25 protein-coding genes are annotated in these 21,688 nt (G+C 57.5%); 16 read left to right on the top strand and 9 right to left on the bottom strand.

The window, feature by feature from the left end:
* Positions 1-4 precede the first annotated feature (4 nt).
* From G411_RS0104555 to G411_RS22050, 4 genes are all read right to left on the bottom strand, one after another.
* Positions 5-799, bottom strand: coding sequence for an alpha/beta fold hydrolase (locus tag G411_RS0104555; RefSeq protein WP_084495281.1), 795 nt, complete (start codon positions 797-799; stop codon positions 5-7).
* Positions 800-913: 114 nt separating this feature from the next.
* On the bottom strand, positions 914-1,807 hold the full coding sequence (locus tag G411_RS0104550) for a GGDEF domain-containing response regulator (protein ID WP_022957992.1): 894 nt from the start codon (positions 1,805-1,807) through the stop codon (positions 914-916).
* Between the two features lie 4 nt (positions 1,808-1,811).
* Entirely contained in the window at positions 1,812-2,147 is a 336-nt protein-coding gene (locus G411_RS0104545; RefSeq protein WP_022957991.1) for an Hpt domain-containing protein, read from the bottom strand.
* A 242-nt stretch (positions 2,148-2,389) separates the two neighbouring features.
* A complete protein-coding gene (locus tag G411_RS22050; protein WP_022957989.1) occupies positions 2,390-2,545 on the bottom strand; it encodes a hypothetical protein in 156 nt (51 codons plus the stop codon).
* A 329-nt stretch (positions 2,546-2,874) separates the two neighbouring features.
* Between G411_RS22050 and G411_RS0104530 the strand changes: the two genes are divergently transcribed.
* The 12 genes from G411_RS0104530 to G411_RS0104475 all read left to right on the top strand — a co-directional run bounded on the left by G411_RS0104530 (position 2,875) and on the right by G411_RS0104475 (position 13,680).
* A complete protein-coding gene (locus G411_RS0104530) occupies positions 2,875-3,249 on the top strand; it encodes a response regulator (protein WP_022957988.1) in 375 nt (124 codons plus the stop codon).
* Positions 3,250-3,256: 7 nt separating this feature from the next.
* A complete protein-coding gene (locus G411_RS19335; protein WP_211218290.1) occupies positions 3,257-5,305 on the top strand; it encodes a chemotaxis protein CheA in 2,049 nt (682 codons plus the stop codon).
* Between the two features lie 28 nt (positions 5,306-5,333).
* Positions 5,334-5,852 (top strand): chemotaxis protein CheW, encoded by a 519-nt coding sequence (locus G411_RS0104520; protein ID WP_022957986.1) that lies wholly within the window; start codon positions 5,334-5,336, stop codon positions 5,850-5,852.
* An 11-nt stretch (positions 5,853-5,863) separates the two neighbouring features.
* The gene (locus G411_RS0104515) at positions 5,864-6,388 is read left to right on the top strand and encodes an STAS domain-containing protein (protein ID WP_022957985.1); all 525 of its coding nucleotides are present in this window, start codon (positions 5,864-5,866) and stop codon (positions 6,386-6,388) included.
* Between the two features lie 19 nt (positions 6,389-6,407).
* Complete coding sequence (locus G411_RS0104510; RefSeq protein WP_022957984.1) at positions 6,408-6,815, top strand: hypothetical protein; 408 nt, start codon at positions 6,408-6,410, stop codon at positions 6,813-6,815.
* Positions 6,812-7,456, top strand: a complete 645-nt coding sequence (gene cheD / locus G411_RS19330; protein WP_084495275.1) for a chemoreceptor glutamine deamidase CheD — start codon at positions 6,812-6,814, stop codon at positions 7,454-7,456. The genes G411_RS0104510 and cheD overlap by 4 nt, the downstream gene beginning before the upstream one ends.
* 169 nt (positions 7,457-7,625) lie before the next feature.
* Positions 7,626-7,985, top strand: coding sequence for a response regulator (locus tag G411_RS0104500; protein ID WP_022957983.1), 360 nt, complete (start codon positions 7,626-7,628; stop codon positions 7,983-7,985).
* A gap of 37 nt (positions 7,986-8,022) precedes the next feature.
* Positions 8,023-8,487: a hypothetical protein gene (locus G411_RS0104495; protein WP_022957982.1), complete on the top strand. Its 465-nt coding sequence runs from the start codon at positions 8,023-8,025 to the stop codon at positions 8,485-8,487.
* 9 nt (positions 8,488-8,496) lie between these two features.
* Positions 8,497-8,868 (top strand): YbaN family protein, encoded by a 372-nt coding sequence (locus tag G411_RS0104490; protein WP_022957981.1) that lies wholly within the window; start codon positions 8,497-8,499, stop codon positions 8,866-8,868.
* A gap of 124 nt (positions 8,869-8,992) precedes the next feature.
* Positions 8,993-9,838, top strand: coding sequence for a CheR family methyltransferase (locus G411_RS0104485; protein WP_022957980.1), 846 nt, complete (start codon positions 8,993-8,995; stop codon positions 9,836-9,838).
* 100 nt (positions 9,839-9,938) lie between these two features.
* Positions 9,939-12,536 carry a methyl-accepting chemotaxis protein gene (locus tag G411_RS22505; protein WP_022957979.1) on the top strand — a complete coding sequence of 866 codons (2,598 nt, stop codon included), beginning with the start codon at positions 9,939-9,941 and terminating at the stop codon, positions 12,534-12,536.
* Positions 12,537-12,606: 70 nt separating this feature from the next.
* Complete coding sequence (locus G411_RS0104475; RefSeq protein WP_022957978.1) at positions 12,607-13,680, top strand: protein-glutamate methylesterase/protein-glutamine glutaminase; 1,074 nt, start codon at positions 12,607-12,609, stop codon at positions 13,678-13,680.
* 26 nt (positions 13,681-13,706) lie between these two features.
* Here the strand turns inward: G411_RS0104475 and G411_RS19320 are convergent, their stop codons facing one another.
* Entirely contained in the window at positions 13,707-13,988 is a 282-nt protein-coding gene (locus G411_RS19320; RefSeq protein WP_022957977.1) for a late competence development ComFB family protein, read from the bottom strand.
* A 141-nt stretch (positions 13,989-14,129) separates the two neighbouring features.
* A complete protein-coding gene (locus G411_RS0104465; RefSeq protein WP_022957976.1) occupies positions 14,130-15,011 on the bottom strand; it encodes a LysR family transcriptional regulator in 882 nt (293 codons plus the stop codon).
* A 152-nt stretch (positions 15,012-15,163) separates the two neighbouring features.
* Here G411_RS0104465 and G411_RS0104460 point away from each other — a divergent pair, with 152 nt between their 5' ends.
* The 4 genes from G411_RS0104460 to trxC all read left to right on the top strand — a co-directional run bounded on the left by G411_RS0104460 (position 15,164) and on the right by trxC (position 17,686).
* Positions 15,164-15,400: a DUF2798 domain-containing protein gene (locus tag G411_RS0104460; RefSeq protein WP_022957975.1), complete on the top strand. Its 237-nt coding sequence runs from the start codon at positions 15,164-15,166 to the stop codon at positions 15,398-15,400.
* 17 nt (positions 15,401-15,417) lie between these two features.
* Positions 15,418-16,056 (top strand): thiopurine S-methyltransferase, encoded by a 639-nt coding sequence (gene tmpT, locus G411_RS0104455; RefSeq protein ID WP_022957974.1) that lies wholly within the window; start codon positions 15,418-15,420, stop codon positions 16,054-16,056.
* 58 nt (positions 16,057-16,114) lie between these two features.
* Positions 16,115-17,170: an alpha/beta fold hydrolase gene (locus G411_RS0104450; RefSeq protein WP_022957973.1), complete on the top strand. Its 1,056-nt coding sequence runs from the start codon at positions 16,115-16,117 to the stop codon at positions 17,168-17,170.
* 66 nt (positions 17,171-17,236) lie between these two features.
* The gene (gene trxC, locus G411_RS0104445; protein WP_022957972.1) at positions 17,237-17,686 is read left to right on the top strand and encodes a thioredoxin TrxC; all 450 of its coding nucleotides are present in this window, start codon (positions 17,237-17,239) and stop codon (positions 17,684-17,686) included.
* A 6-nt stretch (positions 17,687-17,692) separates the two neighbouring features.
* On the opposite strand, the gene G411_RS0104440 is transcribed toward trxC, so the two are convergent.
* From G411_RS0104440 to crp, 3 genes are all read right to left on the bottom strand, one after another.
* Positions 17,693-17,962 (bottom strand): hypothetical protein, encoded by a 270-nt coding sequence (locus G411_RS0104440; protein ID WP_022957971.1) that lies wholly within the window; start codon positions 17,960-17,962, stop codon positions 17,693-17,695.
* Positions 17,963-17,989: 27 nt separating this feature from the next.
* Positions 17,990-20,854 carry an RNA polymerase-associated protein RapA gene (gene rapA, locus G411_RS0104435; protein WP_022957970.1) on the bottom strand — a complete coding sequence of 955 codons (2,865 nt, stop codon included), beginning with the start codon at positions 20,852-20,854 and terminating at the stop codon, positions 17,990-17,992.
* 119 nt (positions 20,855-20,973) lie between these two features.
* Entirely contained in the window at positions 20,974-21,612 is a 639-nt protein-coding gene (gene crp / locus G411_RS0104430) for a cAMP-activated global transcriptional regulator CRP (RefSeq protein WP_022957969.1), read from the bottom strand.
* Positions 21,613-21,688 lie beyond the last annotated feature (76 nt).

The following is a 21,688-nucleotide window of genomic DNA, read 5'->3' as shown; positions in this document are numbered from 1 at the left end:
GCTTCTAACGGTTTGTCGCGGTGGTGCGCTGGGAGGCGGCCAGAATGCTGGCAATTTCCGTCATTACGGCGGGGTTCCAGGCGAAGGCCAGGTGGCTGGAGGGCACTGAAATATTGTGGATATTGTCGCCGCTGAGCTTGGCGATGGCTGGCGATACTACACCGTCTCTGGGGCTGTAAATCACATAGGTGGGCACGGAGCGAGGGCCGGAATTCAGTTTGATCCAGTGTCCGGTGTCCTGTTCGTGATCCGGGGTTGTGCTGCGGTTCAGACGCTTGAGAATCGCCCAGGCGGCGGTGCCGCGGGGATCGCCATAGGGCGTACCGAGGCTGATGATGGCGCGGATTTTCTCCGGTTCCCGTTGCGCCATAGCATTGGCGTATATACCACCCAGGCTCCAGCCGATCAGGGTGATCGGCGAGCCGCCATTTTCCTCATACAGGGCGTCGACGCGCTGCTGGATGCGGCCAAGCATCGCCTCCTGAAACTCGTGCATATGCTCCATCTGAGAAATGCGGTCGGCGGGAATATTGCGCCCGAGCAGCCAGGGCTCAGGGCGGTAGTTCCACTTTTTCAGCCAGTAGCGAATGGCTGCCATGCTGCCGTCGTCGCCACCGTAGCCGGGGAGCGTCATAACCGTGTGGCCGTCGCCTCTGGGGAGTCGGCGCAGTCGTGAATGGCTGCAAAGCAGCTGCTGGCACTCGCGCGTTGCTCGCCAGAACTCTGAGACAGTGTCACTCAGGGCCGGGGGGCGAATATCAGCGGAATCTAGGATCGAAGCGGCAGTACTGGAAATCATGGGGTTCGTCCGTGGCAGTGCGGTGATAGCTATACGTGCCCAGGAGTAAATGCGATGCCGCCCCGAGCGATTAATAAGCCTATATTAAATTTGCGCAAAAACACAGTCGGGTGCTTACGACGAGCGGTAAACCACCCGGTTTCTTCCCGCCTGTTTGGCTTCGTAGAGTGCCTTATCGGCGCGTTCAAACAGACTGTGGCGACTGTCCTGGCCGTAGTGATTCAGTTGGGCCAGGCCAATACTCACTGTCATCGGGATGTCCCGCTCACTGTCGATGTGTGCAGGGTGATACTGCAGTGATGAACGGATACGCTCCGCGACGCCCCAGGCGGAGTCTTTGTCTGTGGACGGCAGGATGACAATGAACTCCTCCCCCCCATAGCGGCCAACCTGGTCGTACTCCCGCAAATTATTGTTCAGGATGTTAACCATGTGTTTGAGCGCGGTATCGCCGACAGCGTGACCGTAGTTGTCATTCACCTGCTTAAAATGGTCGATATCCAGCACCATGATCGACAGTGGCGACTGCTTGCGCTGTGCTTCGGCGATCGATGCATTGAGCAACTCGTCGATCATTCGCCGGTTCCAGCACTGGGTAAGTGCGTCGCGAGAGGCAAGCTGGTTGAGAGTCTGTTCGAGGCGAACAATACGACTGCCCGCGGCGAGGCGGACTTTCAGCACTCGGTGGTCGAAGGGTTTGCTCAGGAAATCATCGGCGCCCGACTCCATTGCCTCGATGATTGCGTCATTACCTTCTTTGCCTGTCAGCATCAGGATATAAAAAAACTGACCGTCGTCGCGGCTGCGCAACGCCGTGCAAAGTTCCGGGCCGGTCATGCCGGGCATCGACCAGTCGATCACCAGCAAATGCGGCGGGTTGTCTTCGCCGAGAATGGTCAGCGCTTCTTCACCGCAATTGGCGAGTACTGGGGTGAATCCCCAGTCCTCTACCGCAGCACACAGGGCGAGACGGGTGATGGGGTCATCATCAACAATCAGAATATCCACGCGTTCAGCCCTCCGCCAACTGTCCCAGTTCCTGACGAAGCTGATCCAGCTTTTCCCGTTTGCGCTGCCAGTCGAGATGCCAGGCATCCAGATCTTGGGTCATGGCTGACGATTCCAGAGTGGCAAAGGCGTCGTAAAATTCCCGGGTGGCAAAATTGCCCAGCGCGCTCTTCATACGATGCACCGCGTGGGAGACCGCTTGGCGGTCGGCTGTGCGGTAACACTCCTCAATACCGTCGACCATGGAGGGGAATTCATCCAGAAACAGCTTGGCCAATGTCGCCATCAGGGCTGGCTTATTGCGAGTGATTTCCCTCAGGCGGGCTTCATCGAGGATCATGTTGTCGATGTTCTCCTTACATCTTTCTGTTGCCGCGAACACCGGAATTATGAGGTGGAACATAATGCTGGCGTCAATGCAGGCCGGGAGGCACCAGTCGTTGGTGCCTCAATACGCTGATCTAATCTGAACTGTAGACCGCAAATGATGCCCGGTTATGCCGCTAACTGCATTGATTTTCGCAAACAAAGCCGATGGCGTCCGAATAACTGACGCCTCCGGTGTAACACCTATCGACCGACTCACTCAGCGCTGAGAGCTGTTGCACTCAGTAACAACACAGCTGCCAGAGCCAAGCCAGCCACAATGCTTACGCCACCGGGCGCAAACGCACTGCTCAGTGCGAGTAAGCTAGCATTGGCGAAAATCATCAAACTGCCGTTGCGTCGTTGATTCATGGCACGCCTCCCGAAGGTGTTATTTCACATTGATGGCTAACGTGACTGCCAGTATAGGCAGCCTGCATTTGCCCGCGATTAGCGCTTTTACCTAGTTCCCATGAGGAAAGTCCCGAGGCGCGTCGCTTATTTCCTCGGTCATATTGCATTTTACGGGATTGGCAGGCCGCTGGATTGCGTCTGGCGAGCATCCTGTATTGCACGGAAATAGGCGTTAGTAGAACTACGAATACTTAATTTGCAGTGTGAACTGTGTACTACCTGAGCATAGCAGTGGCTACACAGTCACCACTGCTGTCTGTTTTTGGCGTGAGTCCGGGAATGCGAATATGGCAAAAATACTGGCGGTGGATGACTCGCCATCTATACGGCGGCTGGTATCAATGACCCTGCAGCAGGCAGGCCATGATGTCGAGTCTGCAGAGGATGGTGCTGAAGCGCTGAATAAAGCCAAAGCTGGCAACTACGATGTTGTCATCACCGATGTGCACATGCCCGTGATGGACGGTATTACCTTCACCCGCGAACTGCGAAAACTCAATCACTGCCGATTTATCCCGGTCTTGGTTCTGACTACCGAGTCGGCCAGCGAGATGAAAATGCAGGGAAAGAATGCAGGTGCGACCGGATGGATCGTCAAACCGTTTAATCCCGACTCGCTGAATCGCGTGTTGGATCGCGTACTGGATCCGGGGCGGAGCTGACATGTCCATGGACATGAACGAAATTCACGCCATTTTCTTCGAAGAGAGCTTCGAAGGGGTGGATACGATGGAAGCCGGTTTGCTGAAACTGGATGCGCAGAGCACCGACAGCGAACTGATCAATACCATCTTTCGCGCGGCACACTCCATCAAAGGCGGTGCGGCCACGTTTGGTTTTTCTGCGGTCTCGGATTTTACTCACGGTGTCGAAACCCTCCTGGACCAGCTGCGAAGTGGTCAGCGTCAGGTCAGTGACGAGCTGGTGGGTGTGCTGCTGGCCTCCGTCGACGTGATTCGCGACATGCTCGAAGCCTTTCAGCAGGGTCGCAATCCCGATACTGATGCCATTGCCCGTTGTCAGGCCGATATCGACCAGCAGCTCAGCGGCGAGCGCGCCTCGGCCGCTCCGGCTTCGTCGGCATCTGCAACAGAGAGCCTGGCAGGCGAATGGCAGATTCGTTTCGTGCCACAGGCAGATATTTTCAAAACCGGCAATGAACCCAGCCGGATTTTTCGCGAGCTGTCGCAACTGGGTGAACTGACGGTCAACACCGCTTTGCAGCAGAGCATTGATTTCGACGATATCGATCCCGAGGACTGTTATTGCCAGTGGCAGTTGACGTTGCGTGGCGATGTTGCCAGAGATGAGATCGAAGCCTGCTTTGACTGGGTGCGTGACCAGTGTGAGCTGGAAATCACCGCACCGACCCTCGATGCCGAAGCCGCTACCGCCAAGAAAAATGCGGGGAGTGTTGCGCCAGCGCCGTTGCCGGCCGCCGTATCAAGCGACGAGCCTGCGGCAAGGCCTGCGGCGGCGGCGAAAGATTCCGGCTCAATCCGCGTCAGTATCGACAAGATTGATGCGCTGCTGAATTTGGTCGGCGAGCTGGTGATTACCCAATCGATGTTGGCGCGCTTTGGCGATCGCGAGCAGAGCGGCAGCACGCAGGGACTGAGAGACGGCCTGATGGTATTGGAGCGCCATACCCGAGAGCTGCAGGAAAGTGCCATGCAGATTCGCATGCTTCCCATCGGGGCCAGTTTTAATCGCTTCAAGCGTCTGGTGAGGGATATCAGCGCCAAACTTGGCAAGAAAGTAGAGTTGAAACTGAGCGGCGAAGAAACCGAGCTGGATAAAACGGTTCTCGAGAAAATGAGTGACCCGCTGGTGCACTTGGTTCGAAACTCGCTGGATCACGGCATCGAAATGCCGGAGGAACGCCGGGCGGCTGGCAAGCCGGAAACCGGAGTACTCCATCTTAGCGCCTACCACGAAGGTGGCAGCATCGTGATTCAGGTTGAGGACGATGGTGCCGGCTTGAATAAAGAGCGCATTCTCGCCAAGGCTATCGAGCGGGGACTGGTATCGCCCCATGAGCAACTTTCGGAAGAGCAGATTCACCAGCTGATTTTTCAGCCGGGCTTCTCGACGGCTGCGGCACTCAGCGATCTGTCCGGTCGCGGAGTCGGCATGGACGTGGTGCGCCGCAATATTACGGATTTGGGCGGGCGGATTGATATTCGTTCCACACAGGGGCAGGGCTCCTGCCTGAAAATCCGTCTGCCGCTGACACTCGCCATACTGGATGGTCAGCTGGTCAGGGTTGGCAACGATGTTTACATCTTTTCATTGCGCTCGATTGTTGAAACCGTACTGGTATCCCCGGCGGAGCTTAACAGTCTTGCAGGCAAGGGCAGCGTTTATCGCTTGCGTGACGAATATATCCCCACGGTGCGGTTGCGCGACTATTTCAACCTCGATTGCGAGCAACCGTCGGCGACGTATCTGGAGCGGGGCGGTCAGTTGATGGTTGTGGTTGAAACGGATGGGCATCGCGTTGGCCTGTTTGTCGACGAATTGCTCGATCAGCAGCAAGTGGTCATAAAAAGTCTGGAAGAAAATTACCTGCCGGTATCAGGTCTGGCCGGTGCCACGATTCTCGGTGATGGCAGTGTCGCGTTGATCGTGGATGTACCCAGCCTGGTACAGCACCTTGAAAATGGCCCGGAAACGATGCCGGACCCGACAGCGACACCGGAATCCAACGCGGCCTGAGAGCCGGGTTTTCGCGAGGAACTCAATAATGTATCAACAGGATATCGAGCGCAGCAGTAGCGACGACCAGGGCGATAGCCAGCAGTATCTGACCTTCATGTTGAATGGCGAAGAATACGGCGTGGAAATCCTCCGAGTGCAGGGCATTCAAGGTTGGGATTCGGTCACGCCAATTCCGAATTCGCCTGAGTATGTTCTGGGGGTGATGAACCTGCGTGGCGAAATCGTCCCCATCATCGATTTACGCAAACGCTTCGCGATGGACACCATTCCCTACGGCCCCACCACGGTCATTGTGGTGGTGAGAGTCGAAGGCAGCGATCGAACCCGAACGCTGGGTATGGTCGTTGACGGTGTTTCCGAGGTGTACCGCATCGACAACGATGAAGTACAGGCCATGCCGGAGATGGGGCGTCAGTTGAGGCAGGAGTTTGTCAAAGGCCTGTCTACGGTCGATGACAAAATGCTTATTCTGCTGGATGTCGATTGTCTGCTCAGCGTGGATGACATTGCCAAAGACAGCCACAAGCTCGCGGCGAGTGCTTGAGGAGTCCGCCTGTGAGCGATCAGGAATTTGTCATTCTGCTGGGCGATGAGCCGAGCGAAAAGGCTGCTGAAGCCAACACGGACCAACCGTCGAAAGACGACGGTTTCGTGATTTTGCTCGGCGAGGACGGCCCCGGCGACGATGCTGCTGACAGCGCGGTGCAGAATGATTCCGCCTCGAGCGAAGACAATGGCTTTGTGGTTTTGCTTGATGAGCCCTCCGCTGATATTGAGGCTCTGCGTATCGATGGCCCGAAAGCATGGCTGGGCAGTGAGCTGGGGGTCGCGCAAGTTGCGGAGGTATATCAGCAGTTGGCGGAATGGCTGAGTGAAACCAGCGGCGAGCTGACCATCAGCTTGGCAAGTTGCGACTACCTGGATAGCGCCGGTTGGCAGTTGCTTGGCCTGTTTAAGCAAAAAATGCAGCAGCTGGGGCGACACCTGCGGATCGAAGATATCGCGGAATCGCTGTATGGCGATTACCAGCGCTACGGCGTCGACGGCATTCTTCCCGGTCTAGAGGCATCCGCTGCCTGAGCGGTGGCGAGGAGTGTGCATGAGTAGTGCTGGAGAGCATAGCGATACGTCACTGTCAGGTCTTGTGGCCCTGCACCGCCAGTTAATCTGCGCGGCAGATGCCGACGTGCAAGCCGATGTGACGGCGCTGCTGGACAGCTTCATGCTGGCTTTTCGCCATGCCGACGAGCGGACCCTCGATCTGGCCTCCTTGCGTCAGGAATTAAACAAGGCGATTGCCGCCATGCAGTGCTTTGATCTGCTCAGCCAGCGTCTTGCCCATGTGGCGGCCAGTCAGCAGGCCTTGGCGGACTTGCTGGCGGTATCGCCGTCGCCCAATCACGGTGCGATCGCCAGTCTGCAGGAGCGTCTGGCCAGCAGCAGTTGTTGTGATGCTGAACGCGCCATTATTCAGGCCGCCAGCGCCCAGCGAGAGTCGGTGGAATGAATACCGGCAGATCGCCCACATCCGGTGTCTACCGGCAGCCCCGACGCGAACCCTGCGACGAGTATCCGAATATTCATCGCCACTGGGACAGCAGTCATGGTGTCTTCGCCGCCAGAGTATTGCCCGGCCAGTATTATGTGACGGACCGCCCCGATGAAATGATCAGCACACTGTTGGGGTCTTGTATTGCCGCGTGTATTCGCGATCCCGCCGTGCGTGTCGGTGGACTGAACCATTTCATGTTGCCCGATGGCGAGGGTGACTTGGATGGTCTGGCGTCTCGCTATGGTGTGCACGCCATGGAACACCTGATTAACGATATTCTCAAGCGCGGCGGCCGGCGCGATCGTCTGGAAATAAAGCTATTTGGCGGTGGGCGAATTCTGAGCGGGCTCAGCGATGTGGGTGAAAAGAATATTCGCTTTGTCCGCGAATTCATCCGTGTTGAAGGCTATGGCATTACCGCCGAAGACCTGGGCGGAGAATTCTCCCGCAAGATTCATTACTTCCCCGCAACCGGGCGTGTGCTCGTTAAACGACTTCCCGCTTCTCGCGCAAAAGAAGTGGTTCAAGAGGAAGTGTGTTACGAACGCAGCATTCGCAAGACAGCAGTCAGCGACGATATCGAGCTTTTCGATTAACCCTTGATCACGCCAATAACGGCTATGATTAGTTTTGTCTTGGGTCACATCAACCATTTATCCCAATGCCGATAAGTACCATCACGAATAGGGTGGGCGATACCCGCTGTGATGAACTGACGCCTGGAAACTTTTCTTTTTTCATCGGCATAGAACAGGTAGCTAACACATGAATATATTGGTCGTCGACGACAGTGCCGCCATGCGCAATATGATTATTCGCACTCTTCGCCAGGCGGGCTTCGATGGCAATGAGGTCACGCAGGCGGAAGACGGCGCCGTTGCGCTGGCGGCGGTCAAGCAGAGCCTTCCGGACTTGGTGCTTGCCGACTGGAACATGCCCAACATGACCGGTATCGAATTGCTCGAAGCAATGAATGCTGAGGGCCTTAAAACCAAGTTCGGATTTATCACTACCGAAGCCACCGCAGATATGCGCGCCAAGGCCACTGCAGGTGGCGCGAAGTTTCTCATTTCAAAGCCCTTCTCAGTGGAATCTTTTCAGAAAGTACTCAGCGCAATCATGTGATTGTGCCGTCGTGATATTGGCCTGATGGAGGCAGAGTATGAGTGCGTTGGTGAAACCTAAGGCGGCCAGTGTCGAAAACATGTTGGCCATGCTGTTTGGTGTCGATGAGCTGGATGTGAGCGATTCGACCGCCATGCCGGAAGGTCCCGCTGCGGTCTACGTTGGCGATGACGGGCAACTGCTTGCTCTGGGCGTCGGCGATTTTGCGTTTGCGGCCTATTCCGGCGCGGCACTGTCGATGCTTCCGAAGGGCGGTGCGCAGGACATGGTTGATGAAAAATCGCTGTCATCGACGGTCGAGGCCAACTTCTACGAAGTGATGAATATTTGCTCTCGCCTGCTGATGAACGATCAGTCAGTACATCTGCGGCTCGATCGGCTGGTTGACTGGGCGGAAGCGAAATCGCTGATTGAGAGCATGGGGGGGCATCAAAGTATAGGTTTTAGCGTACCTGTGCCCCGATATGGCAGCGGGCAACTGGCGTTTGTCATTGCAGCCTGAGTCGCCGACATGGTCATTCACTTCTATCGTCTCGCAGGTTTCTTTCTACTGATTCTCGCTGCGATAGGCGTTGTCCTGCCGCTGTTGCCGACTACCCCTTTTGTACTGCTGGCCGCGCTGTGTTTTTCCAAGAGTTCACAGCGCTGGCATCAGTGGCTGTTGCAAAGCCCGACCTTCGGGCCAGGGCTGTTGCGTTGGGAGCAGCAGCGCTGCCTGAACTGCCGGACCAAAGTTGTCGCCTTGTTTTCGAGTCTCGGTGTGGGTGGCGCCTCGGCCTTTTTTGCGATCAGTGAGCCGCGTTTGCAGCTGACGGTGTTCGCCCTGCTGGCGGTCGGTGCGGTGGTTGTTTTACGAATAAAAAACTGCGCTTCAGCACGCTGATTAATTGCGTATTGCCGCTGCACATTTTCGGGATTTGCGTAAGTGTCATTCCTTATGTCTTGCGGAGAAAACGCTGTGATCTACTTCAAATACGCTTTCTTCTTTTGGTGTTGAGTCCATAACTGTGAGCAGTCCCTGTCCGTCAACAACAAGTAATTTTGAATTTGCCTTTACTGACAAGGATTTTAATCGTCTTAAAGATATGGTGATCAGTCGCACTGGAATTAATATCAGCGACGAGAAGCGCCAATTGGTTTACAGCCGCTTTGCCAAACGTATTCGACGCCTCGGTTTAAAAGACTTTTCGGATTACATCGACTTTCTTGATTCAGCGAATGGCGATGATGAGCGCGTTGAATTCATCAATGCGATTACCACCAACTTCACCAGCTTTTATCGCGAGCCCCACCATTTTGATTTTCTGCGTGAGTATTTGAATAACGGCGGCAACGGCAGTCGACGCTTGCGGATATGGTCGCTGGGCTGCAGCAGCGGTGAAGAGCCTTACACCATTGCCATGACCGTGCTCGAAAGCCTTCCCAATGCCGACGCCTGGGATATTCGTATTCTTGCCACCGATATCGATACCTCGGTATTGCAGCGCGCTGCTGACGGGGTGTACGACGCCGACCGCATTGCCGATATTCCTGCCGAAAGAAAGTCGCGTTGGTTCCTGAAAGGAAAAGGTCGCTCTCAAGGGAAGGTGAGAGTGAAGCCCGAGCTGAGTCGGCTGATCAGTTTCAAGCAACTGAACCTGTTGGATGACTGGCCGGTGCGCGGGCCCTTTGATGTGATCTTTTTCCGCAATGTCATCATTTATTTCGATAAGGATCTGCAAAGAAAAATCTTTGCCAAGCTGATGCAGCTTCAGCGCCCCGGCGGCATTTTAATTATTGGACATTCGGAAAACCTGTCCACGGTAAACAATCAATACAAACTTATCGGCAGAACGATCTACAAGCGACAGTGAATAAAGGCCGTCACAGGCCGCAGAACGATAAATTTACCAACAACGAGTCAATACGGAGTACAGCGCAACTCAGTCGCATGTGCTCCAAAGGAGAGAAAAAATGGCTGCACAGAACGATCAGGCACCGGGCAAGGCCAGTGCGACCAAGAAGACGGCGGCTCGCAAGCCTGCCGCCCGTAAAACCGCGGCGGCGAAACCCCGGTCAACGACGAGCAGTGCAGCATTGCAAACCGAGATTGCGCGCTGGCGAACGGCGGTCGGTGGCGCCATGACGGCGATCATGATGGTCGACCGTGACCTGGTGGTGACCTACGTCAACGATGCAACACGCGAGCTGCTGAGCCGTCACGGCGATGCACTGGCAAGCGTCTACCCCGGCTTCGATGTCGAAAATATTATTGGCACCTGCATCGACGTTTTCCACAAGAACCCTGCGCACCAGCGTGGCATGCTGGCCGATCCGGCCAATCTGCCTCACTCCGCGGATATTCACGTGGGCGAGCTGATCTTCAATATCAACGTCACGGCGCAGATTGACGACAAAGGCAATTACATCGGCAACACGCTGGAATGGCTCGATGTGACCGAAGAGCGCGCTCACGAAGTACAGGTCGCGCGTTTGCAAACGGCGGTGGACAATGCCATGACCGCGATCATGATGATTGATCGCGACTTTGTGGTGACCTATGTGAACGGGGCGACCAACACCTTGATGAGCAATCACCGCGATGCCCTGCAGTCGGTGTATCCCACTTTTGATGTCGACAACATTGTCGGCACCTGTATCGATATCTTCCACAAACACCCGGAACATCAGCGCCGCATGCTGGCGGATCCGGCCAACCTGCCACATTCCGCCGATATTCACGTGGGTGACCTTACGTTCAATATCAATGTGACGGCCCAGATCGACAGCAAGGGCAACTATGTGGGCAATACGCTGGAGTGGTTGGACGTGACGGCACAGCGGGCACGCGAAACAGAAGTGGCACGCCTGCAGTCGGCAATGGATGGGGCAGATGCCAACTTCATGATTTGCGATGCCGACCTGAATATTACTTACGCCAACCCGGCGGTTGTCAGCATGATGAAGAAGCGGGAAGACGTGCTTCGAGAGCGCTTTCCCGGTTTCGATGCCGACAATCTGGTGGGCAAGAACATCGACATGTTCCACAAGAAACCCGAGCACCAGCGCGCGCTGCTGGCGAACCTGAAAGCGCTGCCTGCCAAGGCGGAAATTCAGGTCGCGGACTTGGAGTTTCAGGTGAACGCCACGGCGATCCTCGGCCCCAAAGGCGAATATGCCGGCAATATGGTGGAGTGGAAAGACATCACCGAGCAGAAAGATGCCGAGCGGCAGATTTCGTCGCTGATTTCCGCCGCGGCAGCCGGACATCTGGATGAGCGCCTGAATGCCGACCGCTACGAAGGCTTTATGCAGCGTCTGGTTAACGTCATTAATGGCCTGATGGATGCGATTGTCAGCGAGCAGAATAATGCCGAAGAGCAGATTCGCGAACTGGTCGATGGCGCCATTGCCGGTCGCTTGGAGTCGCGAATTGATACCGAGGCGAACGTCGGCTTCCTGCAGCGTCTGGGCGTCGGCCTGAACCAGTTAATGGACACCATCGCACAGCCGCTGGCCGAAAGCTCCAAAGTGATGGAAGCGCTGGCCGAGGGCGACCTGATGCAGGTGATGGAAGGCCAGTACCAGGGCCAGTTTGCCGCCATGCAAGACGCGGTAAATCGTTCGGTACTCAATCTGAAAAACATGGTGGTGGAAATTCGCGAGGCAGCGCAGGGTATTCGCAGCTCTGCCTCAGAGATTGCCGAGGGCAACCTCGACCTGTCGAATCGCACGGAGGCCCAGGCGGCATCGCTGGAAGAAACGGCGTCCAGTGTTGAGCAGTTCACCGCCACCGTAAAACAGAATGCGGAGAATGCCGCGCAGGCAAACAATCTGGCGTCGGGCGCACGCGGGCAGGCAGAGAAGGGCGGCGATGTCGTCGGCCGGGCCGTGGGTGCCATGCGCGAGATCAACGCGTCGTCGAAACGCATCTCCGACATTATCGGCGTCATCGACGAGATTGCTTTCCAGACCAACCTGCTGGCACTGAATGCCGCGGTTGAAGCGGCGCGGGCAGGCGAGCAGGGGCGCGGCTTTGCGGTGGTGGCTTCCGAGGTGCGCAACCTCGCTCAGCGCAGCGCCGAAGCGGCCAAGGAAATCAAAACCCTTATCAAGGACAGCGTGGAAAAAGTCGAAGAGGGCTCTCGCCTGATCGACGAGTCCGGGTCGACTCTGGAAGAGATTGTACAGAGCGTTAAGAAAGTGTCGGATATCATTTCCGAGATTGCTCTGGCCAGTCAGGAGCAGTCTGCGGGCATTGAACAGGTGAACAAAGCGGTTTCCGAGATGGATAAGGTGACTCAGGAGAACGCCGCTCTGGTGGAAGAGGCCGCCGCGGCCAGCCAGTCGATGGATAATCTCTCGAAGGGACTGAGTGAGCGTATGTCACTGTTCAACACCGGCGAAGTGGAAGCGGCACCGGCGGCATCGCCCGGCTATGCTTCGAAACCGGCACCGGTTCACTCGCTGGCTTCGCGCACGGCAGCTTCGGCTCCCCGAGGCGGCGAGGCGCCCCGCAGCATTGGTGGCGGCAAGCGTGTCTCCGGCAGCGATGAGTGGGAAGAGTTCTGAGGGTGATGGGCGGACAGTCGGGTGAAACCCCGGTCCGCCCGTGTTCACTGATCAGGCAGGAAGCAGCGGTATGATCAAGGTTCTGGTAGTCGACGACTCGGCGCTGATGCGCCATGTGCTCTCCGATATTCTCGACAGTGATCCCGATATAGACGTGGTTGGCGTTGCCGCTGACCCCTATATCGCCAGAGAAAAAATCAAACGTCTCAATCCCGATATGATTACGCTGGATGTGGAAATGCCGAAGATGGACGGCCTCCAGTTCCTGCGTAATATCATGCGCCTGCGTCCCATGCCGGTATTGATGGTGTCGTCTCTGACTCAGGCTGGAGCGGCAGTCACCCTTGAGGCACTGGAGATAGGGGCGGTCGATTTTGTCGCCAAACCGGAGATCGATATTGCGCAGGGCCTGCGCGATTATGCTGAAGAGCTGATCGCGAAAGTCAAAATGACGGCGGCAGCGAAGGTGATGCGACGCTCATTTTCTGATGAGCAGGAGCGCCGCACGTCGCGGCCGATACTGACTCCTGCCGATCCACTTAACTTTCGCACGACCGATCGCGTACTGGCCATTGGTGCGTCTACCGGCGGCACCGAGGCAATACGCGAAGTGCTGTCGGGTCTCCCGGCGGATACCCCCGGCACGGTCATTGTTCAACATATTCCGGGCATGTTCAGCGGCCCCTTTGCGCGACGTATGGACGGTTGCAGTGCGATGGTCGTGCGCGAAGCCATTGACGGTGAGCGTATTCTTCAGGGGCATGCCTACATTGCGCCTGGCGATCAGCATTTGCGCATCCGTCGCGATGGAGCGCGCTATTACTGCCAGCTGGACAGTGGTCCGCCAGTGAACCGTCATCGTCCCTCTGTCGATGTGCTGTTTCAGTCTGTGGCTGAGCAGGTCGGACGCAACGCGGTAGGCGTATTGCTGACCGGCATGGGCAAAGACGGCGCAGAGGGGATGAAGGCGATGCTGGATCAGGGCGCCACAACGTTAATTCAGGATGAGGCGAGCTCTGTGGTCTGGGGGATGCCGGGTGCCGCAATGAAACTCGGCGCTGCTCAGGAAGCGCTGCCGCTCAAACGCATTGCCGATCGCCTGATTGCCCTGCATCGTCCTGCAGAGGAACGCCGCAAGGCTTGAAACCGCTCGCTTGCTGACGCCGGTGCTCAGTCGTCCCGGTTCTCGCTGCGACGGTCGCGGCGAAGAATCTCACTGGCGTTCTCTACCGCTATGCGCACCTGAAGCTCCAATTCTCCGCGCTCTTCCGGGCTCATATACATCCGCATATCCAGCGCATGTCTGACGTACTTGGCGGGCAGCGCATTCAGGCTCAGGCAGAACAGGTCTTCCAGATAGGATCGCTCATACTGGCTCGGCAGGTTGCGGCGACTGAATTCCTCCTCGACCAAAGCTTCCATAAAGTTGTGCACGTCTTCGGAAAGAAACATGAGGCTTACCCTGCTGTCGTTATTGTCGCGTCGTTAAGCGAGCACTTGGATAGCGTCAAGTCTGGCGGGAAACCACAGGCGGAGCGATACGGGCAAACCGAGACCTCAGCCTCGCGCCGCCCTGGCGGTGTTGCGCAATATCTAGAGGTGTTGTGCAATATACTGCTTCATATAATCGAGCAGACATTTTGCCTTGGCGTTCAGCAGTCGTCCGCTCGGCCACACGGCATAAATATCGCGGGGTTCGCCCTGCCATTGGGGCAGCACCCGGCGCAGTTGGCCGCGCTGCAACTCCTCCTGACTTTCGGTGACCGGCAGCAGGGCGATGCCCTGGCCATCGACAGCCATATACTTGGCAAAGGTTGAGTCGTTGAGCAGGGTGTTAAAGCGGGGCAGGATTTCCTGCACGGCGCCGGTCTCGCGTTGGCTCAGGCGCCATTTGCCTGCGATCGTCGTGCCGATCAATCGGTGATCCTTGAGCTCCGAGGGTTGTTGCGGGGCGGGGTGCGCGCTGAGGTAGGACGGTGCGGCAACCAGAAACTTGCTGATCTGCCCCAGCCGCTTCTGGTACAGGGATGAGTCTGCCTGTGGGCCGATGCGCATTGCCAGATCCGCCTTGGCTTTAATCATGTCCTGTAACTGATTGCTGAGTTGCAACTCGAGCTGGATATCGGGGTACTGGCGCGTAAAGCCCAGCCACATTGGGCGCAGCATGCCATGGGAAATATTGCTCGGCGCCAGCACCAACAGCTTGCCCCGCAATTCCTGCATATCGGTTCTAAGCTGCTGCTGGGCCTGCTCAAACTGTTCGACCAGCCCGGCATAGGTCTGGTACAGCACTTCGCCATCGACGGTGAGCACACACTGGCGTGCAGAGCGCTGCAGCAGTTGGTAGCCGAGTTGCTGCTCGAGTCGCTGCAGCCGACGACTGACCGTGGCCACGGGCAGGCTCAGTTGCGTTGCCGCGTTACTTAAGCCGCCCTGTTGGGCGATATGAATAAACAGTGCGATATCGTCTAGCATGTTTGCATAATTGAGAATTAAGCTTATAAAAATGAGTATGGTTGCTTAAATGGTATTGGCCTTATCATAGCCCCCGCAAGCCTGTCACGGCAATGTGACTTGTCGGAGGGAAGGCCCTGCGACGCAACTGACTGGCAAGGAAGGAGAGACGGGTGATTCCTCAGCGTTATACCGGGTACGTATTCGCATTTTTTATGTCGCTGATTATGTCTGGCGTCATGTCGCTGTTTATTTCCCTGATCAATGTTGGCTTCATCGACGGCATTTTCTGGTTGTGGATGAAAGCCTGGGGCATGGCGTTTATCGTCGCTTTCCCCTGTGTCGTGGTGGTGAATCCACTGGTGCGACGCCTGGTTTGGCTGGTCGTTGATCAGGGCGATTCACACTGAATTTTCAGGAGGTTTCTATGGACGCAGAATTTTGGCACGCACGTTGGAGTGAGAAGAATATTGGCTTTCACAATGCTGAGGTGAACCCGCTGTTGCGACGCTATTTTTCAGCATTGGCCTTGCCGGAGGGCAGCCGTATATTTTTGCCCCTGTGCGGTAAGAGTCGGGATATCGCCTGGTTGCTGGCGCAGGGCTACCGCGTTGCGGGCGCCGAATTGAGCGAGATTGCGGTGAATGAGTTGTTCGATGAGCTGGGCGTGATCCCCGAGCGGAGTGAGGTCGGTGAGTTGATGCATTACCGGGCCGCCGGTCTGGATATTTTTCAAGGCGATATCTTTGCTCTCGACCGAGAAACCCTTGGTGCCGTGGATGCCATCTACGACCGTGCCGCGCTGGTCGCACTGCCCGAGCCGATGCGCGCCCGTTACAGTCAGCACCTCATCCAGATGAGCGATGCAGCGCCGCAGTTATTGATCAATTATGACTACGATCAGAGCCGAATGCCCGGACCTCCCTTCTCCGTCAGCGATGACGAATTGCGTATGCATTATGAAGGCCGCTACACCCTCAATGCCTTGTATAACGAGGACCTTGAGGGTGGCTTGAAGGGACAGTGCCCGGCTCGTGAAAAAGTCTGGCTGCTGCAGAAAGCCTGAATATGCGGCGGCCTGAATAACAATAAACCGGGGTGGGAGACGCCCCCAAGGCCGCACAATGAACGAACTGATTCAGCGCCGTATTGATCTCGGCGACATCCATTTACATATCCACACGATGGGAAGCGGGCCGGTGGTCGTGCTCTGCCATGGCTTCCCCGGTCACTGGACAAACTGGCGCGCACAGATGAGCGCACTGGCCGAGGCTGGGTACTGCGCCGTGGCGCCGGATATGCGGGGCTATGGTCAAAGCAGTCGCCCCGATGAGATTGCCGACTACGATATGAATGCGCAGCTGGCGGATATGTGTGGCCTGCTCGATGCGTTGGGGACTGAAAAGGCCATATTTATTGGTCAGGACTTTGGCGCGTCGATGGTATGGAGTATGGCTCAGCGCCAGCCCGAGCGCGTCGCGGCGGTGGTGGGGATGAGCGTCCCTTTTGATCACGACTACTATGGCCGCAGTTGCATGGGCGACTTGTCGGAGGCGGAGCTGGATGCCCTGTCGGCAGACAACTTGCTGGTGGCATCGCCACTGAATCCTCCCAGCGTGGGGTTTAAGGCCATCGCCGCCCATCAGTTTTTGCACGCGCAGTATTTCCAGCAGCCTGGCCCTGCTGACCGCGAGCTTGGCCGCAATGCGGAGACATTTTTACAGCGAATATACTGGGGCTTGAGTGGTGAGGGCTCGTTGGGAGACTGGTCTGCGTTTCCCGCAGAGGGCACGGGCTATCTCGATGTGCTACCCGAGGCGCCGCCCTTGCCCTGGCCGTGGATGAGCGGGGAGATGCTGGCCGGGATTGCGGAAGACTATCTGCGAGCAGGGAAGGAGCAGGCGTTCAGTGGCGCGCTGGCGAGTTATCGGGTGGCTGACCGGAATTGGGAGATTGGAGCTGCCTATGCCGACTGGAATATCACGGTACCGGCGCTGTTCATTGCCGGAGAAAAAGATCCCGTCGTCGCCTCACTCGATGCGGCCATGCGCCAGCGCCTGCATCGCCGAATCACTGATTTGCGAGAGATTTGTTTGGTCCCCGGTGCCGGACACTTTGTTCAGTTGGAAGCGCCTGACGAGAGCAATCGCGCGGTGCTGAGGTTTTTGTCGAGCCTCTGATGACTTGAAAAGTCCCTCGCTCGCACGCATATCTACAGAAAGCGACAGCGCCGAGGAGCGTATGGAATGGCAAGCGATTCTCTCCAACTGAGCTGCCCTGGCTGCGGGGCAATAAACCGTGTTCCGGAAGCAAAACTGGCCGATGGGCCGGTGTGCGGAAAGTGTCGGGCTGCACTGCTGAATGGCGCGGTGATCAATGCCGGAGACGGGAATTTCACGCGCTTTATTCAGAAGGATTCGCTGCCAGTGGTCGTGGACTTCTGGGCGCCTTGGTGCGGTCCCTGCCGATCCTTTGCACCGGTATACGAAGCGGTAGCTACTGCGCAGCCGACGCGGGCGCGTTTCCTGAAACTCGACACCCAGGCAAATCCCAATACCGCGGCGCAGTTCCAGATTCGCTCCATTCCGACACTGATGGTCTTCCATCACGGGCGGGAAGTGGCGCGCTTGTCAGGGGCGTTGCCCCGGCCGCAATTTGAGCAGTGGCTGGACCAGCAGCTCGCCGGCCTGCGCTAGTCGGCCTCAGTGGGCGCTGAAGGCCTGCACGCAGTAGCCTTTGTCCAGCGCCTGCTGAATCTGCGGGTCTTTCTTCATACCGGCATCGATTTTGATCTGACGACGTTTGATGATGTTGACGTCGCGAAAGCCCTCGCGCATCACAAAGACCGTGGCCAGTTGTTCGGCACCGAACAGGTCTTTGAAGTCGATGTAGACGATAAACGGGACTTCTTCCCCGGCCGTGAATTCACCCTGATCCTGACGGGAGACGGCGTTGATTGAAAACAGAAACATGGTGTTCTCCCTTAGGGCCTGTTCACATTAGCTGATAATCGCCAGACGCAGCGCGTGTGTGCTGAGTTGCAGCGCCTGTATGTGGCGTTTGCCCTGCTCGGTATCCCGATCAAAGTGCTCGATCTCGTCCTCGCCAACGGCGGGGTTGCGTTCAGCAAGCGCCTGCAGACGAGCCCGCTCAGTGCGCCGTGCCTGCTCGTACTGACTCAGCGCCTGCTGGCGCCAGTCGTCCTGCTGAGTTGCAGCGAGCGACTCCATCTGGTTGAGCAGCTCGGTCAGGGGCTCGCGAATCTGGCGCATCAGCGCCGGTACCACGCTTTTCTTCACATTCTGACACAGGGCATTGAGTTGCGCGTGGCTCACTTTATCCGTCAGCTGTCGGCCCCGACTGTCCAGCAGCAGGCGCGCGCTGTGGGCGGGCAGGTAGCGATCCAGTGCCAGCGCGGCAGGCGCTTGCACGCTCGGGTTGAAAAAGGTTTCCAGCAGCATGGTACCGGCGGGCAAGCCCTTCACGGAAAGGGTGTTGATACAGGCGCTGCCAAAATCGCCATTGGCAATCAGCTCCATGGCATCGCGCAGCAGCGGGTGCTCCCAGGTCAGGAAGGCCATGTCCTCGCGGCTGAGTGCCCGGCGGCGGTCAAAGGTACCGGTCATACCCTCTTCCGGCAGTTCGCTGAAGGCGTCGCTGAGCATATGCTCGCCGGGGCGCAGAATAATGGCATTGTCGCTGTGGTCTTCGTGCTCCAGACCAAACTGGTCGGCAAGCTGTTCGAGATACGCCGCTAACTCGCTGCCGCGCTGCTCGGCTTCTACGCTGTCGATCAGCGCATCGGCAATATCGCGACGACAGGAGTTCAGCTCCAACAGTTGATTGCGACCGGAGTGAAGCTGTTGGCGCAGCGCCTGCGCCTGTTCGGCGGCGTCACTCAATAGCTGTGGCATGGCATCGGCGTTAATCAGGGTTTCTCTAAGCCGTTCGTCAAAGCGCTGCATCATGGCGCTGCCGATGGTGCAGGGTTCCGAGAATATGGCCAGAGCATCGCGGTACCAGTGCAGCAGATCCTGCTGGGCACTGTGCTCATAAAAGGGGACATGAATTTGTACGCTGTACCGCCTGCCGATACGGTCTAGTCGGCCGATGCGCTGCTCAAGCAGGTCGGGATTGAGCGGCAGATCGAACAGAATCAGGTGTTCGGCAAACTGGAAATTGCGGCCTTCGCTGCCGATTTCCGAGCACACCAACAGTTGGGCGCCATCGTCGGCGTCGGCGAAATAGGCCGCGGCGCGGTCGCGCTCCAGCAGCGACATGTCCTCGTGGAAAACCGCGCTGGCAATGCCCCGTCGCAGGCGGATAAACAATTCCAGATCGCGCGCTGTATCGGTGTCGGCACAGATCAGCAGGCAGCGTTCATCCGGCCGGTTGAGCAGAAATTTCTCCAGCCATTGCACGCGGGGGTCGCGGCTTGTCCAGTCGTCGCCCAGCAGCCCTTCCGGCTGCAATTGTGCTTCCAGCGTTGCGTCGCGGCGTTCGGAGGGAAAGCCGTCCGGCGCCGCCAGCGGGTGTTCCTGAAGTGCGCGCTCGGGAAAACCGCCGACCGACGCACGGGTGTTGCGGAACAGACTGCGGCCGGTGCCGAAGCGATCAAGCAGTGCCTCGATCACGGCGTTCCGATGAGTATCTGGTTGGGCGATAAAGTCGGCAAGCAGGGCATCATCCAGGTAGTCTGCCAGCTGAGCCTGGACACCGGCCTCGTCGGCGCGAAGCTGTTGAATCAGTTCACTGATCACGCCGTACTGGGCCTGCTCATCGCGGAACGCTTGCAGGCTGCTGTAGCGCTGGGGATCGAGCAGGCGCAGGCGGGCAAAGTGGCCCTCGATCCCCGCATTTTCGGGCGTGGCGGTCAGCAGCAAAACGGAGGGAATCGCTGCACAGAGTGATTCCAGCAGCGCGTAGCCGGGGTCGCTGCTTCCATCCTCCCGCCATTGCAGGTGGTGGGCCTCGTCGACAATCAGTGTGTCCCAGCCGGCGTCACGCAACTGCTGTCCGCGCCGAGGGTGGGCGGTCAGCCAGTCGATGGCGGCGATGATCAGTTGTTCGCTTTCGAAGGGGTTCTGTTCTCGCGCTTTCTCCGCGTCTTCATCAAAGAACACCGTGTCGGCATCGTCGCGATAGGGGTCAAGATCCCGGCAGCGTGCCTCATTAAACAGCGAGAAGTTGAGGTTGAAGCGGCGGCGCATCTCCACCAGCCACTGATGGCTGAGGCTTTCCGGCACCAGAATCACCACGCGCTTGATGCGTTCGTCCAGTAATTGCTGATGCAGAATCAGGCCCGCTTCAATGGTTTTTCCCAGGCCGACTTCATCGGCCAGCAGGACTCTTGGCTGGGCGCGACCGCCGACTTCCCGTGCGATGTAGAACTGATGGGGCAGCAGCTCGACGCGAGGGCCGAGTAGCCCGCGGCTGTGACTGGCTCGGGCGCGATTGCGCTGCTCCAGCGTGCTGACGCGCAGGGCGAAGCGCTTGGGGTGGTCGAGTTGTCCCGCCAGCAGCCGATCGCGGGCGCTGTGCAACTGGATCTGGGCGCTGAGTATTTGCTCCGGCACCGGGTGAACATCGCCGTGGGCATCTTCGGCAAAGTACACCAGGCACTGATTGTGTTCCTGAACCTCCCGCACTTTCATCGGCGGCAGTTCCGGCACGTCTATGGTGTCGCCGATTTGAAATTGCACCCGTGACAGCGGCGCGCGATCAGCGGCATAGGTGCGCTCTTCTTCTGCAGCAGGGAAGGCGATAACAACGCGGCGATTAGCCGCTTCGAGGATAATGCCGAGCCCCAGGTCGGGTTCGGGTGTACTGATCCAGCGTTGGCCGGCGGCGAATGTTTCAGGCATAGGGAGCGAGGCGTCTGATCGTGTCCAGCAATTTGGGGCACGCATCTTACGCGCCAGCGCCCCCGAGGGGAAGGCTTGGCGCCAGAGTAATACGGGTGTTTTGCCGCTAGAGCGTGCGCTTAGCGGGTGCCGTACACCACCATCGTTTTGCCTTTCACGTGAACCAGTCCCTGTTCTTCCAGGGTTTTGAGTACACGGCCCACCATTTCCCGTGAGCAGCCAACGATACGACCAATTTCCTGACGGGTGATCTTGATCTGCATCCCGTCCGGGTGAGTCATGGCATCCGGTTGCTTGCACAGGTCAAGCAGTGTGCGGGCAACGCGACCGGTGACGTCGAGGAAGGCGAGGTCGCCGACTTTGCGGGTGGTCAGGCGCAGGCGCTTGGCCATCTGCTTGCCCAGTGCCAGCAGCACATCGGGATACTGCTCGCGCAGTTCGCGGAACTTGGCATAGCTGATTTCCGCGATCTCGCAGTCGGTACGGCTTTTTACCCAAGCGCTGCGGGTCGGGGGGATATCTTCATCGAAGACGCCCATTTCACCGAAGAAGTCACCTTTGTTGAGGTAGGCGACAATCATTTCGCGACCGTCGTCGTCCTCAATCAACACAGTGACCGAGCCGTCGATGATGTAGTACAAGGCATCGCTGTCGTCGCCCGCATAGATCAGCGTGCTTTTGCTGGGATGGCGACGGCGATGACAATAGGCGAGGAAATCGTCGAGATTTGGAATTTCGGGCTTTGGTGCCTGGAACACGGGCGACTCTCTTTCAATACGCTTTGGGCTTGCGGCCCTTTCACTTGTTAGCTTTAGTATGCCTCGCTTTGTACCG

This window comes from Spongiibacter tropicus DSM 19543 (genome assembly GCF_000420325.1).
Lineage (GTDB): Bacteria > Pseudomonadota > Gammaproteobacteria > Pseudomonadales > Spongiibacteraceae > Spongiibacter > Spongiibacter tropicus.
The sequence above is the reverse complement of the archived record's forward strand: the minus strand, read 5'-3'. Positions and strand labels throughout refer to the sequence as shown.